13 protein-coding genes, 1 tRNA gene and 1 pseudogene are annotated in these 13,883 nt (G+C 57.4%); 5 read left to right on the top strand and 10 right to left on the bottom strand.

Annotated elements, in window-relative coordinates:
* Positions 1-25: 25 nt before the first annotated feature.
* The 6 genes and pseudogenes from AB4Z35_RS17910 to AB4Z35_RS17885 form a co-directional block, all read right to left on the bottom strand.
* Positions 26-2,026: a DUF3732 domain-containing protein gene (locus AB4Z35_RS17910; RefSeq protein ID WP_442098408.1), complete on the bottom strand. Its 2,001-nt coding sequence runs from the start codon at positions 2,024-2,026 to the stop codon at positions 26-28.
* Positions 2,023-2,484, bottom strand: coding sequence for a three component ABC system middle component (locus tag AB4Z35_RS17905; protein ID WP_007992499.1), 462 nt, complete (start codon positions 2,482-2,484; stop codon positions 2,023-2,025). Before AB4Z35_RS17905 ends, AB4Z35_RS17910 begins: the two co-directional genes overlap by 4 nt.
* Positions 2,481-3,698, bottom strand: coding sequence for a hypothetical protein (locus AB4Z35_RS17900; RefSeq protein WP_442098406.1), 1,218 nt, complete (start codon positions 3,696-3,698; stop codon positions 2,481-2,483). The genes AB4Z35_RS17905 and AB4Z35_RS17900 overlap by 4 nt, the downstream gene beginning before the upstream one ends.
* A gap of 537 nt (positions 3,699-4,235) precedes the next feature.
* Positions 4,236-4,388, bottom strand: coding sequence for a hypothetical protein (locus AB4Z35_RS17895; protein WP_442098405.1), 153 nt, complete (start codon positions 4,386-4,388; stop codon positions 4,236-4,238).
* Between the two features lie 92 nt (positions 4,389-4,480).
* Positions 4,481-4,731: pseudogene (locus tag AB4Z35_RS17890) on the bottom strand (hypothetical protein); the annotation flags it as partial.
* A gap of 177 nt (positions 4,732-4,908) precedes the next feature.
* Positions 4,909-4,996, bottom strand: a tRNA-Ser gene (locus AB4Z35_RS17885).
* Positions 4,997-5,119: 123 nt separating this feature from the next.
* Here AB4Z35_RS17885 and AB4Z35_RS17880 point away from each other — a divergent pair.
* The gene (locus AB4Z35_RS17880; protein ID WP_007995889.1) at positions 5,120-5,791 is read left to right on the top strand and encodes a Bax inhibitor-1/YccA family protein; all 672 of its coding nucleotides are present in this window, start codon (positions 5,120-5,122) and stop codon (positions 5,789-5,791) included.
* Positions 5,792-5,851: 60 nt separating this feature from the next.
* Here AB4Z35_RS17880 and AB4Z35_RS17875 read toward each other — a convergent pair whose 3' ends face one another.
* Together AB4Z35_RS17875 and AB4Z35_RS17870 are read right to left on the bottom strand one after the other, a co-directional pair.
* A complete protein-coding gene (locus AB4Z35_RS17875; RefSeq protein WP_442098403.1) occupies positions 5,852-6,181 on the bottom strand; it encodes a YceK/YidQ family lipoprotein in 330 nt (109 codons plus the stop codon).
* A 56-nt stretch (positions 6,182-6,237) separates the two neighbouring features.
* Complete coding sequence (locus AB4Z35_RS17870; RefSeq protein ID WP_007987480.1) at positions 6,238-6,675, bottom strand: Lrp/AsnC family transcriptional regulator; 438 nt, start codon at positions 6,673-6,675, stop codon at positions 6,238-6,240.
* A gap of 136 nt (positions 6,676-6,811) precedes the next feature.
* Between AB4Z35_RS17870 and AB4Z35_RS17865 the strand changes: the two genes are divergently transcribed.
* Positions 6,812-7,705: a DMT family transporter gene (locus tag AB4Z35_RS17865; RefSeq protein WP_442098401.1), complete on the top strand. Its 894-nt coding sequence runs from the start codon at positions 6,812-6,814 to the stop codon at positions 7,703-7,705.
* 15 nt (positions 7,706-7,720) lie between these two features.
* Here the strand turns inward: AB4Z35_RS17865 and AB4Z35_RS17860 are convergent, their stop codons facing one another.
* Together AB4Z35_RS17860 and AB4Z35_RS17855 are read right to left on the bottom strand one after the other, a co-directional pair.
* Positions 7,721-8,761, bottom strand: a complete 1,041-nt coding sequence (locus AB4Z35_RS17860) for an FUSC family protein (protein ID WP_442098400.1) — start codon at positions 8,759-8,761, stop codon at positions 7,721-7,723.
* 44 nt (positions 8,762-8,805) lie between these two features.
* The gene (locus AB4Z35_RS17855; protein ID WP_442098399.1) at positions 8,806-10,431 is read right to left on the bottom strand and encodes an NADP-dependent glyceraldehyde-3-phosphate dehydrogenase; all 1,626 of its coding nucleotides are present in this window, start codon (positions 10,429-10,431) and stop codon (positions 8,806-8,808) included.
* Positions 10,432-10,684: 253 nt separating this feature from the next.
* On the opposite strand from AB4Z35_RS17855, the gene AB4Z35_RS17850 reads away from it, so the two are divergent.
* The 3 genes from AB4Z35_RS17850 to AB4Z35_RS17840 all read left to right on the top strand — a co-directional run bounded on the left by AB4Z35_RS17850 (position 10,685) and on the right by AB4Z35_RS17840 (position 13,771).
* Complete coding sequence (locus AB4Z35_RS17850) at positions 10,685-11,074, top strand: c-type cytochrome (RefSeq protein ID WP_442098397.1); 390 nt, start codon at positions 10,685-10,687, stop codon at positions 11,072-11,074.
* A 19-nt stretch (positions 11,075-11,093) separates the two neighbouring features.
* Complete coding sequence (locus AB4Z35_RS17845; protein WP_442098396.1) at positions 11,094-12,488, top strand: D-arabinono-1,4-lactone oxidase; 1,395 nt, start codon at positions 11,094-11,096, stop codon at positions 12,486-12,488.
* A gap of 74 nt (positions 12,489-12,562) precedes the next feature.
* Positions 12,563-13,771 (top strand): DSD1 family PLP-dependent enzyme, encoded by a 1,209-nt coding sequence (locus tag AB4Z35_RS17840; RefSeq protein WP_442098456.1) that lies wholly within the window; start codon positions 12,563-12,565, stop codon positions 13,769-13,771.
* Positions 13,772-13,883 lie beyond the last annotated feature (112 nt).

The raw sequence follows: 13,883 nt of genomic DNA, 5'->3' as shown, positions 1-13,883 counted from the left end.
AATCCCCCCCTCAGGATGAAGACTCCTAGTCGGCGATGAAGCCCCGCGTTCTCCATGTAGCCCGGACATAATCCGGAAATTTGTAACCATCGCCTAGGGTCAGCCTATCTGCATGATCCGAGACGATGATTTGCGGAGTTACGCCTGTCTTCTTGCCGGTCTCATCACAGAACTTGGCCAACTGGGTGAACATGTTGGTCACAGCACTCATGTCTGCGTCGACTGCGTCTTCACGCTTGGCCTGTTTTGAAAGCTCTTGGGCATCGAAATCCTCTGCGTCATCCAGTGAGGCAGGGAAGTACACCTGGGTGGGCTGATCAAGAAACAGGATTGGAGGGATCTTGCATCCGTTGTTCGATAGCGCTGCGAACTGGTAGTGCAGGGACATGAACAAGGCGAGGTGGGAGTACAACCAGTTCGCACCGCTTCCCATCGAGCGCAGATAGACCCGGGTATTATGATTTTGCTGATACCACAGGTCGAACGTTTCAACGTCAAAGCGCAGCTTCGAAGGCTTGTACGTTTCCTCGAAATCGAAGTGGTTGCCAAGCTCACACATCTTGGCGTCGATCTCATTGCTTAGCGTTTTCAACCTGTCCTTGATGTCGTATTTCTCAAGTAAACCAGCCAGGCGATCAACCTCCGAGCGCAGATTTTTTTCTTCAGTGGCCAGCTCCGACTCAGGTTTGTCCAACTGATCTTGAATGGCGATTTCAAGCCGAAGCTTGGCCTTGGTGGCCTGTTCATCGATCGATTTGGATGTCTTGAGCTTGGCAATTTCTTCATCGAGTGGCTGGATGTCGGTCTGGATACGACGCAGCTCTGCGTTCACCTTATCGAGCGCTTCCTGAATGTTTCGGCGCTCTGCAGCGAAACTCTCCCGGGCATAGGCGGACAGCTTGAGCTCGTCATTCAACCACTCGATAGCGCCTACGAGCTTATTGGCTTCCATGGCGGGGGTGCTGGTGTGAGCCTCGCAAAGCGGGCAATGAGCTTCGGACAGCTCAATGGAATCGGGCAGTGTCTCAGCTGTCATGCTCAAGCTGAATTGTGTTGCAGAGGTCAGAGACTCATTGACCAGCCTCATCTGACCCTGCAGCTTGCGCTTCTCGATGAGCTCAGCAATTCGTTGAGCGTGAAGTTCAGCCCGGCGCATTTYGACCTGATCTGAGAGCACGTCGATTTTGACGGAGCGCCCGGAAATCATCTTCAGCATCGTCGCGGGTTTGCTGTAGATGTCCTCAGCCGTGGCATCGATTAGAGGAAGACCTGCCAAGGACTTGAACTCGGTCAGGTAACGGTTGTAGCGAGCTATCGCAGCTTCTTTGCGATGCGCTTGCTTGGGAATCTGCGCCTGGATTTTTTTGAGTTCGTGCTTGGCAACCTCATGATCCCGGTACAGATCAAAATAAGCTTCGTCCACAAGACCCATCAGGATCTTGAAGTGATTGATCGCCTGGTCACGTTTTTCCTTCTCATCGAAACGGTAGAAAATCGCGTGCTTGTTGGCCACTAGGTTTTGATGCTGAAGCATGAAGGAGGAAAAACTGCGTACCGATGGAGTGGCAGATTTGTTGCGGCCGGCCGCTTTCAGGTACGGGTCTTCATCGATGTTTTCCAGCGTGATCGCAAAATAACGCCCGAGGCTTTTCTTGAAGTCTGCCAGTGGCATGTAGTGCTTGGGATCGAAGAAGGCCTTTGGTTGCTCGATTAGTTGGAGCAATCGATCTGGGTCGGAGCCTTGCACCTCAAGCAAAAAGCATCGGTCGGATTTTTTCTTGCGTGCGGCCACGATGAAGTAGCTGGGAAATTGCAACGCGATGAAAAAGGTCTCGGCGCGCTCAGTGATCGTGCCCACCGGAATTGTGTCTTCGGTGCTGCCGAGGCAATAGTCGAATATTTCCAAGATCGCACTTTTGCCAGTGGATGACTTGCCAGTGATGACGTTGAGCCCAGGCTCCAGTCGCACCTTGTGAATTTTGTCTTGAGTGTCGACTACGCCGATGTACCGCAGAAAGCATTTCATAGAGACTTGAATCCTAACGTCCTGTAGATGGAAACGACGTCTGCCTCTGCGCAGACCATGGAAAGACGGCGGGCGGCTTCGAGTTGTTTGGGGTTGGCATTGGAGGCCCTGACGTCCCCGACCGACTTCACAGTTAGGTCGTCGGTGATCTCGATGCTTTGCTCTGCTTGAAGGACAAGCAGAGCGGCGTTGGTGAGGGATTTGAACTGCTGGGTGTTGTAGGTGAGCCCTACCAGCCGCGACTGCTCTTTGCAGAGCGTGCGCAGGTTGCTGGTCTTCCTCACGGCCAGCAGGTACGTCTGCATGGCCGGGTACAGCACCATGGGCAGAACCAGATAGCTCAACAGCAGGTCTCGTTCCCTAGGTTCGGAATGGGCGAAGAAGTTGTGGATCACCGGTGCCAGTGCGATGGGGGAACGCTGAAGCGTGAAAAGGTGTTCAATGGGTTTTGCACTCATTTCCAGAGCCTCCAGTGAAACTCCTTCGCTGAGCTTGCGGGCACTGCATCTGCGAGCATGTGGTAGATGCCATTGCGGAATTCAACGGGCGTGTCTTCGTAGTTTCGGAAGCCCACGACATCCAATTCACAGCGCGCGTAGTAGAACTTGAGGGATTCCTGCTTCAGTTTCGAAACCGACCAGGTTTCGTCGCAACCGATCATCAGTTTTGCCCTGCTGGCACTATGGGTGCGCATATGGTTTTTGCTGTAGCTTTCCACGTCGCTCTGTGACGTGGTGCAGTCCTTGATCAGCTCGGCAATGTATTCGTGGGCATGAAGCAGATCGGCAGTTGCCTCAAGAATAAGCTCCTCCTCGCCGCCGATCTCATCTAGCTTTTGGGCGTAAATGCGGTCACGCACATTCATCTCAGCAGCTTCCCGCTCGATCTCCTCAGTGTTGACACGGGGAAATTTCACCGAGCCAATCAGGTAGCGGGCGGTGAGCTCTGTGAATTTTCTGTCGAATTCCGCGGTGGTGAACCGCCATCCTTCTGTGACCTTGACGGCGCTGGTCATGAAGCCAAAGAGGTCATTCAAGAAGTCGTCCATGCGATGCTCATGGATACTTTTAAGATGGGCTCTCTTGTACCTGGCGATCAAGCCAAGCAGGTCAGGTTGCTCGGTGATGATCTTGACCTTGGGCAGGGCCTCCATCAGCGATTCACGCATGGCTTTTGCCATCACCTTACGCTGTAGGGTCAGCGCCTTAGAAGGCCCAGGAGTTTTTCCTCCTGTACCACCTTCCTCGCTTTGGTCAGCAGTTGCCTCTTTTTCCTGCTTGGCCTTTTCGAAGCGAGCCTCGGCATCCTGGAGGATACTTTCCAGCGCAGCCAGACGCTGATCAGCATTCCACTGATGCCAATCTTTGATAGCTGCTCGCTCACCATAGGCTTGAGTCGTCAGCAGGATCAGGTTGGCGTATTGCTGATGATTGAAATCAGGCTTTAGCCAATTATTGAGAGTGTTCCAGAGGTTTTCATGGCTGTCGGTCAGGCTGTCGCTGTACTCCTTAACCTCAACCTGATCACGGCCTTCGACGGTGACATCGCCAAACACCTCGATCCAAAGGACATCGTCCTTATCAAGGGTATGGCAGTAGTCGATCGCTACGTGGATTTGGTACTTCAGGGCTTCGTAGAGCTTTGATGCGTCAAAATCGAGCTTCGCGTTCACAGCAACTCCAATCTTGGAAAACAAGATTGGCCAGTGAGTAGCTAACTTCGCCATCCTGGCCAGGAAAATCCACGATACTGTATTTATATACAGGTTAAATGCTTTCAGAGCGCAATCTTATCAATCCAAACTGGCTAAACGCCATCTGATTGAGTCATGCCGTTATTTTTTAGTCGAAAAGGTTAGAAAGACTTCTCGATCAATATGCCTCTGCGACCGTCAAATAACTTTTCCGCCGCCAGAGCCAGGTCAAGGGATGCAGAGCGGACCACGTCTTTTCAGATCCCGTGTGCTCGCCACGCAGCATCTTGCGCTACGCCGTTGAGCGGTAACTAGCGAGCCAGATTGTCATAATCAGATTGGTGTGGTTTCAGCGCCTCGGGCTCAGTCAATTGAAAGGGGGGGCAATCGTACGCCGGGTTATTGGTGAGTTCGAATCAGTTCCAGTCTTGCAGGGCGGGGGGGGCACGTCGAGAACCTGGAGCCTGAGGAGGCTCGGGTTTGCGTTGTCGCTGCTTTTCCGATTTGGCCCAGTGGTCACGGCCAGGGAGGGATAGGGATGCCGGCTTTGCGGCAAGCTTTGGCGACGGCGACGTCGGAAGCACCAATGTCGTGGGTCAATTTGACCATGGGCGTTTGCCTTACTTTGTCGAACAGTTCCGCAACGGTGAAGCTCACGAATATGTACATGCGGTCTGTCACTTTTGCTCATCGCGAATTCAAGGTCACAACACCGGGTTGTCGCGGACGTTAAATTCCGGAGAACGCAGGGTGCAACAGCCCTATGAGGGTGCCCGCGTCTCTGTTGCCGCGTACGCTGGAAAAGACAACATCGACGTGTTTGGCGCGTGCTCGTAAGTTGAGGACAGTACCGCACTGAGTCGATCACCCAACAGGTTCTAGGCACATTTTTCTCTTCGGCATAGTCGTGATGCGGGTAATGGCGCCTCRCCCGCGAGCCCGCCAGCACATGGTTTTGGCCGCGGTCGACGACGTCCAGGCTGCCCCCCAAAGCCTGCATCATGGCCGCGCCCGGCATTTTATTTGGTGCGAAAAAATAACTTAAAAAACAGTCGATTATGAATTGTTTTGTGTTTTGTGTTCCACGTACAGCTATGGAAAGACAAGAGCCAAGGTATGGGCTGGTAGGTTATTACCAAAAGCCAGAAACGACAAAGCCCTGAATAATCAGGGCTTTGTCGTATAAAGATGGCGGAGGCGATGGGATTCGAACTCATGGACCTGTTACAGTCGACGGTTTTCAAGACCGTTGCCTTAAACCACTCGGCCACACCTCCGTTTGCGTTGCGGGCGCCATAATACCTGAATGAAACACACTGTCAAACTCTCTGCATAGCTAGTTACAGAGCGTCTGTTATGATCTTTGCGACTGAACGTTTCAAACCAACAGGAGTGTCGCCATGCGCGAACAGGATTACGCAGTTAATAACAGCGTGCAGGCTGAGCAGCTAGAGGTTAGCCGCGTCCTGCGCAACACATACGGCTTGCTCGCCCTGACCCTCGCATTCAGCGGTGTGACGGCCTACGTTGCCCAGCAGATGCGTGTTGGCTACCCGAACATTTTCGTGGTGCTGATCGGCTTCTACGGTCTTTTCTTCCTCACCAACAAACTCCGTGATTCGGCCTGGGGCCTGGTGTCGGCATTTGCCCTGACCGGTTTCATGGGTTTCCTGCTTGGCCCGATCCTCAACCGTTACCTGGGTATGCAGGGCGGCGCTGAAGTGGTCAGCTCGGCCTTCGCGATGACCGCGCTGGTGTTCGGCGGCCTGTCGGCCTATGTGCTGATTACCCGCAAGGACATGAGCTTCCTTGGCGGTTTCATCACGGCAGGCTTCTTCGTGCTGCTGGGTGCGACGCTGGCGGGCATGTTCTTCCAGATCAGCGGCCTGCAACTGGCGATCAGCGCAGGTTTCGTGCTGTTCTCCTCGGTCTGCATTCTGTTCCAGACCAGCGCCATCATTCATGGCGGCGAGCGTAACTACATCATGGCCACCATCAGCCTGTATGTATCGATCTACAACCTGTTCGTCAGCCTGTTGCAGCTGTTCGGCATCATGGGTCGCGATGACTGATCGTCGGCCTTGAATTAAAAAACCCGCTCAGGCGGGTTTTTTATTACAGGAAATCCAGGGTTACTCCGTAATGACAATGCTGCCGTCGGCTTGTTGCCGGTAGATGGTGTAGGGCAGCAGCAACGTATCCATCGCCCCGGATACGACCACGTCGAGCAGCACGATGGCGGGGGCGGGACCATGTACCTGCGCATCCCGACCCTCTTCGAGGGGCGCGTTGAGGTAGCAGAAGTCGTAGGTCACGCCGCTGTAGATTCGCGGTACCGCGCCGCAATAACTCTTTTGGTCTTTCAGGCCCTTTGCGGCCACTTCGTCGCTGCGCACAACCGTTTGAATTGTGCCGCAACCCGCAAGCATCGTAGCCACCAGTAGCATTGCCTGAGTTTTCATACCGTCAATCCTTCGCCGGAAACAGTCAATCTACTTCAGTCTGAAACAAATATCACTCACGCCATGGGCGGCAACCGGCGCTTGACCGGGGTTTTCTTGACGATCGCCGTATTGGTTTCAGCGTGGGTGTTGAGGCGGTCGAGCAGGGTGTCCAGTTGTTCCATCGAGCGCACATGCAGGCGCGCAATGAAACAGTCATCGCCGGTCACCTTGTCGCACTCGGTGAATTCGGGAATCGCCATGATTTGCCGTTCCACTTCCTGCAATTGCCCCGGCAACGGGCGAATACGCACGATGGCCTGAAGTTGATAGCCAAAGCATTTCGGGTCGATTTCAACGGTGTAGCCCTTGAGCACGCCACGCTCTTCCAGGCGGCGCAGGCGCTCGGCAACGCTGGGGGAGGACAGACCACTGATTTGCGCCAGGGCCTTGAGCGAGCGTCGCGAGTCTTCCATCAGGGCCGTGATCAGCACCTGGTCGATGTCATCGGTCATGGCGAAAACCTCTGTTAGGCATTTTTTCAAAACAGCCTTGATAAAAAAGGCAGATCTAGAGTTTAGCCTGCTTTTTGCTCTGGAATGGCGTCCGGGTGCATTGGCATACTTTGGCCACAAATACAGGAGTCTGATGATGGACAAAACCCTACGCCGCGGCTCGTTCGAAATGACGGCCGCCATGCTGATCTCCGGCACCATCGGCTGGTTCGTGCTGGTGTCCGGGCAACCGGTGCTGGATGTGGTGTTCTGGCGCTGCCTGTTCGGTGCCGGCACCTTGCTGTTGATTTGCGCAGTTTTCGGCTTTCTGCGCCCCGGCATTTTGACTCGCACGACCTTCCTGCTGGCGGTGCTCAGCGGTGTGGCGATTGTCGGTAACTGGGTGTTGTTGTTCGCATCCTATTCCCGGGCGTCAATTGCCATCGGCACCGCCGTTTATAACGTCCAGCCGTTCATGCTGGTAGGGCTGGCGGCGCTGTTCCTCAATGAAAAAATCACCACGCAGAAACTTGCCTGGCTGGGCGTTTCGTTTCTCGGGATGCTGGCCATTGTCAGCGCCCATGGCAGCCAGGGCGAGAGCGGCGGCGATTACCTGATGGGCATTGCCTTGGCGTTGGGCGCGGCGTTTCTCTACGCGATTGCCGCGCTGATCATCAAGCGCCTGACTGGAACCCCGCCGCATTTGATCGCGCTGATCCAGGTCAGCACCGGCGTGTTGTTGCTCGCGCCATTCGCGCATTTTTCGACACTGCCGCAGGCACCGGGTGCGTGGGCCAGCCTGGTGACGCTGGGCATGGTGCACACCGGTGTGATGTACGTGTTGCTGTACGGCGCGATTCAAAAACTGCCGACTGCGCTGACAGGCGCGCTGTCCTTCATTTACCCGATTGCGGCGATTTTCGTCGACTGGGTTGCCTTCGGCCATCGCCTGGAGGCGCTGCAATGGATCGGGGTCGCGGCAATTCTGCTGGCCGCTGCCGGCATGCAGCAAGGGTGGTCGCTGAGATTTCGGCGCGCGGTGACGCCGTAAGCCGCTACACAGGCATCAGATGTTCCAGTGCGGCGCGCTCCTGACCAGCCGCTGGCGCATCTCGCCGATGTTGGCGGCCAATTGTTGAGTCAACAAGCGATACCCGTCCAGCGTGTTGTAGACCGGCGCGTCGAGGCTGACAGCCGACAAACTGATGGGGCGATCGAGCCGCTGGCAGGCGCCGGATTTCAATGCCCGGGCCATGCCGATCAATTGCACGCGAATCTGCCGGTGTTCAGCTTTCAATGCCGTTTGCAAGAGCGTCATCGCCTCGGGGTCATTGGCGTCCGGTCGGGTATTGCCGAGGATTTCCAGGGTGCTGACGCACATGCGCAGGTTACGCTGGATGGCATCCAGGTCAGTCATGGAAATCTTCACTTCCTTGGACACTGAAGGCATCAGTGAGCGCAACTGCACCATCACCGCGTTCAGGCGAGTCATTAGTTTGAGGTGTTCTTCGGCAGTGATGGCCTGGCCGTCAATGATGCGCCCGTAAATTTTTGCGCAATCTCGCAGCGCATCGGCCAGGTTGTAGCGCCAGGAGTAAACCGCGTACAGCGGCAGGGCGAAGGAAAACGCCAGGGCCAGGGCGATGCCGATCAGGATGTCCACCCCTCGCCACAAGCCATCGGTGACCGGGTTGTCGCCGTGCCCGGCGACGATGAACACGGTAATCGCCGACAGCAGTGCGGTGTAACCGCCCTTGCCGATGGCGTGATACGAGAAAAACCCGCAGACCACCGACATTGCGAAATAGGTCAGCCAGGGCATCCCGAGCCAGGCCTGTTGTGCCACCAACGCCAGGCCGACGCCGGCCCCGATCAAGGTACCAATGGCGCGCTCGGCGGCTTTCTTGCCGATGTTGCCGTGGTGCTGCAAGCCACCGATCACCACCAGCATCGTTACCGACGCCCACTCACCGTGGGGCAGATGGATGCCGGTGGTCAGCAGGATCGTTGCCAGCAACCCCAGCGACACGCGTACGGCGTGAATCACCCGGGCGTGGCGATAGCGCCGATACGGGTCCAGCAACGGACGCAGCAGTCGGCGCAGCAACGGTGGCAGCCAATGGGCTCTGGATGTGCTCAGGCTTGCGCTCCTCAGAAGATGTAGTCGGTCGTCAGGAAACTCGAACTGCGGCCGCTGATGATCTCGCTGATCAGGTCCTTGTTGGTCTCCTGGAATTTGGTGGCGACCAGGGTGCGGATCGAAAACACGCGCAGTGCGTCATGTACCGACAAGGTACCCTCGGCCGAGTTCTTGCGACCATTGAATGGATATGTGTCGGGACCACGCTGGCATTGGGCATTCAGATTGATGCGGCCGACCTGATTGGCAAACGTGTCCACCAGCCGGCCGACGGCGACCGGGTTGGTGCCGAAGATGCTCAACTGCTGGCCGAAGTCCGATTCCAGCACGTAGTCGATCACGGTATCCAGATGACGGTACGGCACGATGGGGACGACAGGGCCGAACTGTTCTTCCTGATAAACGCGCATCTGCGGCGTGACCGGGTAAAGCACCGCCGGGTAGAAAAACGACGCTCGGGCCTCGCCGCCGTTGGGGTTGACCACCTTGGCGCCTTTGCTCTCGGCGTCCGTCACCAGTGAGTGCAGATAGTCGACCTTGCTCGACTCCGGCAGAGGCGTCAGGGATACGCCACTGTCCCAAGGCATGCCGGGTTTGAGCGTAGCCAGTCTGGCATTGAATTTCTCGATGAAGGATTCGACCACGTCTTCGTGGACAAAAAGGATTTTCAACGCTGTGCAGCGCTGGCCATTGAAAGACAGCGAACCGGTGACCGCTTCGCTGACGGCGTTGTCCAGATCCACTTCCGGCAGGACGATGCCCGGGTTCTTCGCATCCAGGCCCAGCGCTGCGCGCAAACGGTGTGGTTTTGGATGGAGTTTTTTCAGGTCACTGGCGGCCTTGTTGGTGCCGATGAAGGCAAAGATGTCGATCTTGCCGCTGGCCATCAGCGCACTGACCGTCTCGCGGCCGCTGCCGTAGATGACGTTGATCACACCGGCGGGGAAGCTGTCGCGGAAGGCTTCCAGCAGCGGGCGAATCAGCAGCACGCCGAGTTTGGCCGGCTTGAACACCACCGTGTTGCCCATGATCAGCGCCGGGATCAGCGTGGTGAAGGTTTCGTTCAACGGATAGTTGTAAGGCCCCATGCACAGGGCGACGCCCAGCGGCACACGACGGATCTGGCCGAGGGTGTCCTGTTCAAGTTCGAAACGGCTGGAACGGCGGTCGAGTTCTTTCAGCGCGTTGATGGTGTCGACGATGTAGTCGCAGGTGCGGTCGAACTCCTTTTCCGAGTCCTTGAGGTTCTTGCCGATTTCCCACATCAGCAACTTGACCACGGCGTCGCGCTGCTCGCGCATGCGCCCAAGGAAGGTTTCGACGTGCTGGATACGCTCGGCCACGCGCATGGTCGGCCACAATCCCTGGCCGCGGTCGTAGGCGCGGACAGCCGCGTCGAGGGCGGTCAGTGCGGTGTCGGCATCCAGTAGCGGCGTGCTGCCGAGGATCACTTGCTCGTCGCCATTGGCGCCGGTCAGGTACACCGGGCTGCGGACTTGGGCCAGTGGCCCGTTCCAGGTTCTCAGTTTGCCATCGACCAGGTACTCACGCTGCTCGGTCTGGCCGTCAAGGCGGTACTTTTCCGGGATGTCGGCGGGGCTCGGGAACAGATTGTCGAGAATATTGGCTGTGGTCATGTCGCTACCCCTCTGGATTGGGTGATGCACTGATGAATCGTTTTAGCAGACCTCAGCAACGCTTGTCATGACTCATTACAGCGTTTTGCCATTCGCGGATTTATCGGTGCCCTCCGTCATGGCCTCAGAAGCGCCCCTTGTTGGCCCCCAATGCCCTCAACCCGCCCGCGTGGAGTGCCTTAGTGTTGAGCTCTCCTTGATCACAACAAAAAAGCTGCACCCGGCCGACCGGGCAGCCACTGAGAGGACAGCCATGCGGGCAAGCCGATTAACTGAAAAGCCTAGCCTTTGTTTGGCCTTGGCGGGGGGCGTCTTTGCGGCGTTGCTGGCGGGGTGCGGCGAAGAGTCGAAAAACCCGCCGACCCGCAGCGAAGCAGGCGCCGCGAGGCCCGCCGACGTCGAGCTGGCGCAGGTCTACGACAACAGCTGCAAGCTTTGCCACGCCAATCCGGCGGCCGGGGCACCGCTGACCGGCGACATCAAGGCCTGGGAGCCACGGGTGCTGCAGGGCGCCGACTCGCTGCTCGATCACGCGATCAACGGCTACAACGGCATGCCGCCAATGGGCATGTGCATGCAGTGTTCGCAGGAACAGTTCATGGCGCTGATTGCCTTTATGTCCGGCCAGCAATTCCAACAATAAGAACGGCAGGGTGCGATTCATGACGATGGATTTAACACGGCGTCAGTTGCTGCAACGGGCGAGTGTCATTGGCGCCTTTACCGCGCTCGGCTCAACGCCGGCACTGGCCGAGCTGCTGCGCGCGCCACGGCTGATTCCCTGGCGCAACTGGTCGGGCGGCCAGAGTTGCCTGCCGGCGGCGCGGCTGGCGCCAAAGAATCTGGATGAGTTGACTCAAGTGGTGCGCCAGGCCCCCGGCAAGATTCGTCCAGTGGGCTCGGCGCATTCCTTCAGCGCACTGGTGCCCACCGACGGCACCTTGCTGTCGCTGAGCTATTTCACGGGGTTGCTCGATCACGATCCGAAAACCCTGCAAGCCGAGTTCGCCGCCGGCACCCCGATGTCAYGCATGGGCACCCCGCTCAAGGACATCGGCCAGGCCCTGCAAAACATGGCCGATATCGATTACCAGACCCTTGCCGGCGCGATCTCGACCTCGACCCACGGTACCGGCAAGCACTTTCAATCGTATTCGGCGCATGTCTGTGGCTTGCAGTTGGTGACCGCCACTGGCGAGGTATTGGACTGCGACAATACGCGTCATCCGCAAGTGTTCAACGCGGCGCGGGTGTCGCTGGGCGCACTCGGGGTAGCCACGAAAATTCGTCTGCAAAACCGTCCGGCGTATCGCCTGAGGGAGCGCCAGTGGATTGCCAAAACCGAAGAGTTGCTCGAAGACCTGGACAAAAACACCCGGGAAAACCAGCACTGGGAAATGCTCGTGGTGACCCACTCCGACTACGCCCTCTCGATTGCCCTGAACGAAACCACCGACCCGGCCACACCGCCGGTTCCGGCGGATGAGGAGGGCGGTAACGGGTTTGTCACGCTGATCGAGATGATCGACAAGTACGCCAGTGACTTCCCGGACCTGCGCCGCACCATGCTCAATAACCTGCGCCACCTGGCCAGTTTCGATGACCGGGTGGGCGACTCGTTCGACATCTACGCCAATGTGCGCACGGTGCGCTTCAACGAGATGGAATATTCCGTGCCTGCCGAATACGGGCCGGCCTGTTTGCGCGAGATCCTCAAGCTGATCCAGGACAAAGACCTGCGCACCTGGTTTCCAATTGAATACCGTTACGTCAAAGCCGATGACATTCCACTGAGCATGTTCGAAGGCCGCGACAGCTGTTCGATCTCGGTCCACCAGCATTACCAGATGGATCATCACAACTTCTTCGCCGCCATCGAGCCGATTTTCTGGAAGTACAACGGCCGGCCGCATTGGGGCAAGTTGCACACGCTGAACGCGAAGAACCTGCAGCCGCTGTACCCGCGCTGGCAGGAGTTCATTCAGGTGCGGCAGGCACTCGACCCCGGCGGCAAATTCCTCAATGCGCATTTGTCATCCATTCTGGGGGTGAGCTGATGGCCGTCAATCGCCGCAATTTTTTGCTCGGAGCCGCTGGCGTCGGCGCCTTGTTGGTGGGTGTCGGGGTGTGGCTGCGGCCGGGTGACCGAGGTGCGCCGTACAGCGATTATTTCCGCGCGCTGAACCGCGAACTCAAGGATCACGGTCCGATGCGACCGGTAATACTGATCGATCTTGATCGGCTGGATCACAACATTGATGTGGTGCTGCAATCGGTCAAGCGCAGCGGCAAATACCTGCGTCTGGTGGAAAAATCACTGCCGGCACAGGGGCTGTTGGCCTACATCGCCAAGCGCGCCGGCACGCAACGCCTGATGTCGTTTCACCAGCCGTTTCTCAATCATGACGCCGTACAGTTTCCCGAGGCCGACATTCTGTTGGGCAAGCCGCTGCCGGTGCGTTCGGCCGAGTTGTTTTATCAGTTGCACAAGGGGCCTTTCGACCCGTCGAAGCAATTGCAATGGTTGCTCGATACGCCGGAGCGTTTGCAGCAATACCTCGCCCTGGCTCAGGGGCTGGGCACGCGAGTACGGGTGAACATCGAACTGGATGTCGGGCTGCATCGCGGTGGCGTCAGCGACCTTGGCGTACTCGGGCAGATGCTGGCGCTGATCAGCCAGCACCCGCAGCACCTGGAGTTCGCCGGGTTCATGGGCTACGACCCGTTCGTGGGCATGGGCGTGCCGGGGATTCTGGGCTCGCCAGAAGAGCTGTTCGCCAAAGTGATGGTGATTTACAACCGCTGCGTCGATTTCGCGCGTCAGCAATACCCCGGTTTGTGGCACGAAGGGCTGACCCTCAATACGGCCGGCAGCCCGAGTTATCGCATGCATGAGCACGAGCAGCTCAGCAGCGAAGTTTCGGTGGGGACGGCAATGCTCAAGCCCACTCACTATGATTTGCCGTCACTGGTGGAGCATGTGCCAGCCGCTTATATCGCCACGCCGGTGTTGAAAAGCACCGGAGCGGTGAATATTCCGGCGCTGGATGACAGCTCCAGGCTGTTTTCCTGGTGGGACACCAATCAGCGCGAGACGTTTTTTATCTATGGCGGTAACTGGATGGCGGAGTTGGAATCGCCACCGGGGTTGCAGAGCAATGGGGTGTATGGCCGCAGCTCGAACCAGGAAATGGTCAATGGTTCGGCGGCGGTGGGGCTGACGGTTGAGGATCAGGTGTTTTTGCGGCCTGCCCAGACGGAATCGGTGTTGTTGCAGTTTGGGGATCTGATGGCGGTTCGGGGTGGGCGGATTGTGGATAGCTGGCCGGTGTATTCCTGAAGGATTTTTGTGGATGCGCCACCGCCTTCGTCGGAACGCCGCCCGGAGCAAGCCCGCTCCCACAGGGGAGTGCATTCCAAATGTGGGAGCGGGCTTGCTCCGGGCGGCGTTC

Source organism: Pseudomonas sp. KB_15, from assembly GCF_052114525.1.
Classification (GTDB): domain Bacteria; phylum Pseudomonadota; class Gammaproteobacteria; order Pseudomonadales; family Pseudomonadaceae; genus Aquipseudomonas.
The sequence above is the reverse complement of the archived record's forward strand: the minus strand, read 5'-3'. Positions and strand labels throughout refer to the sequence as shown.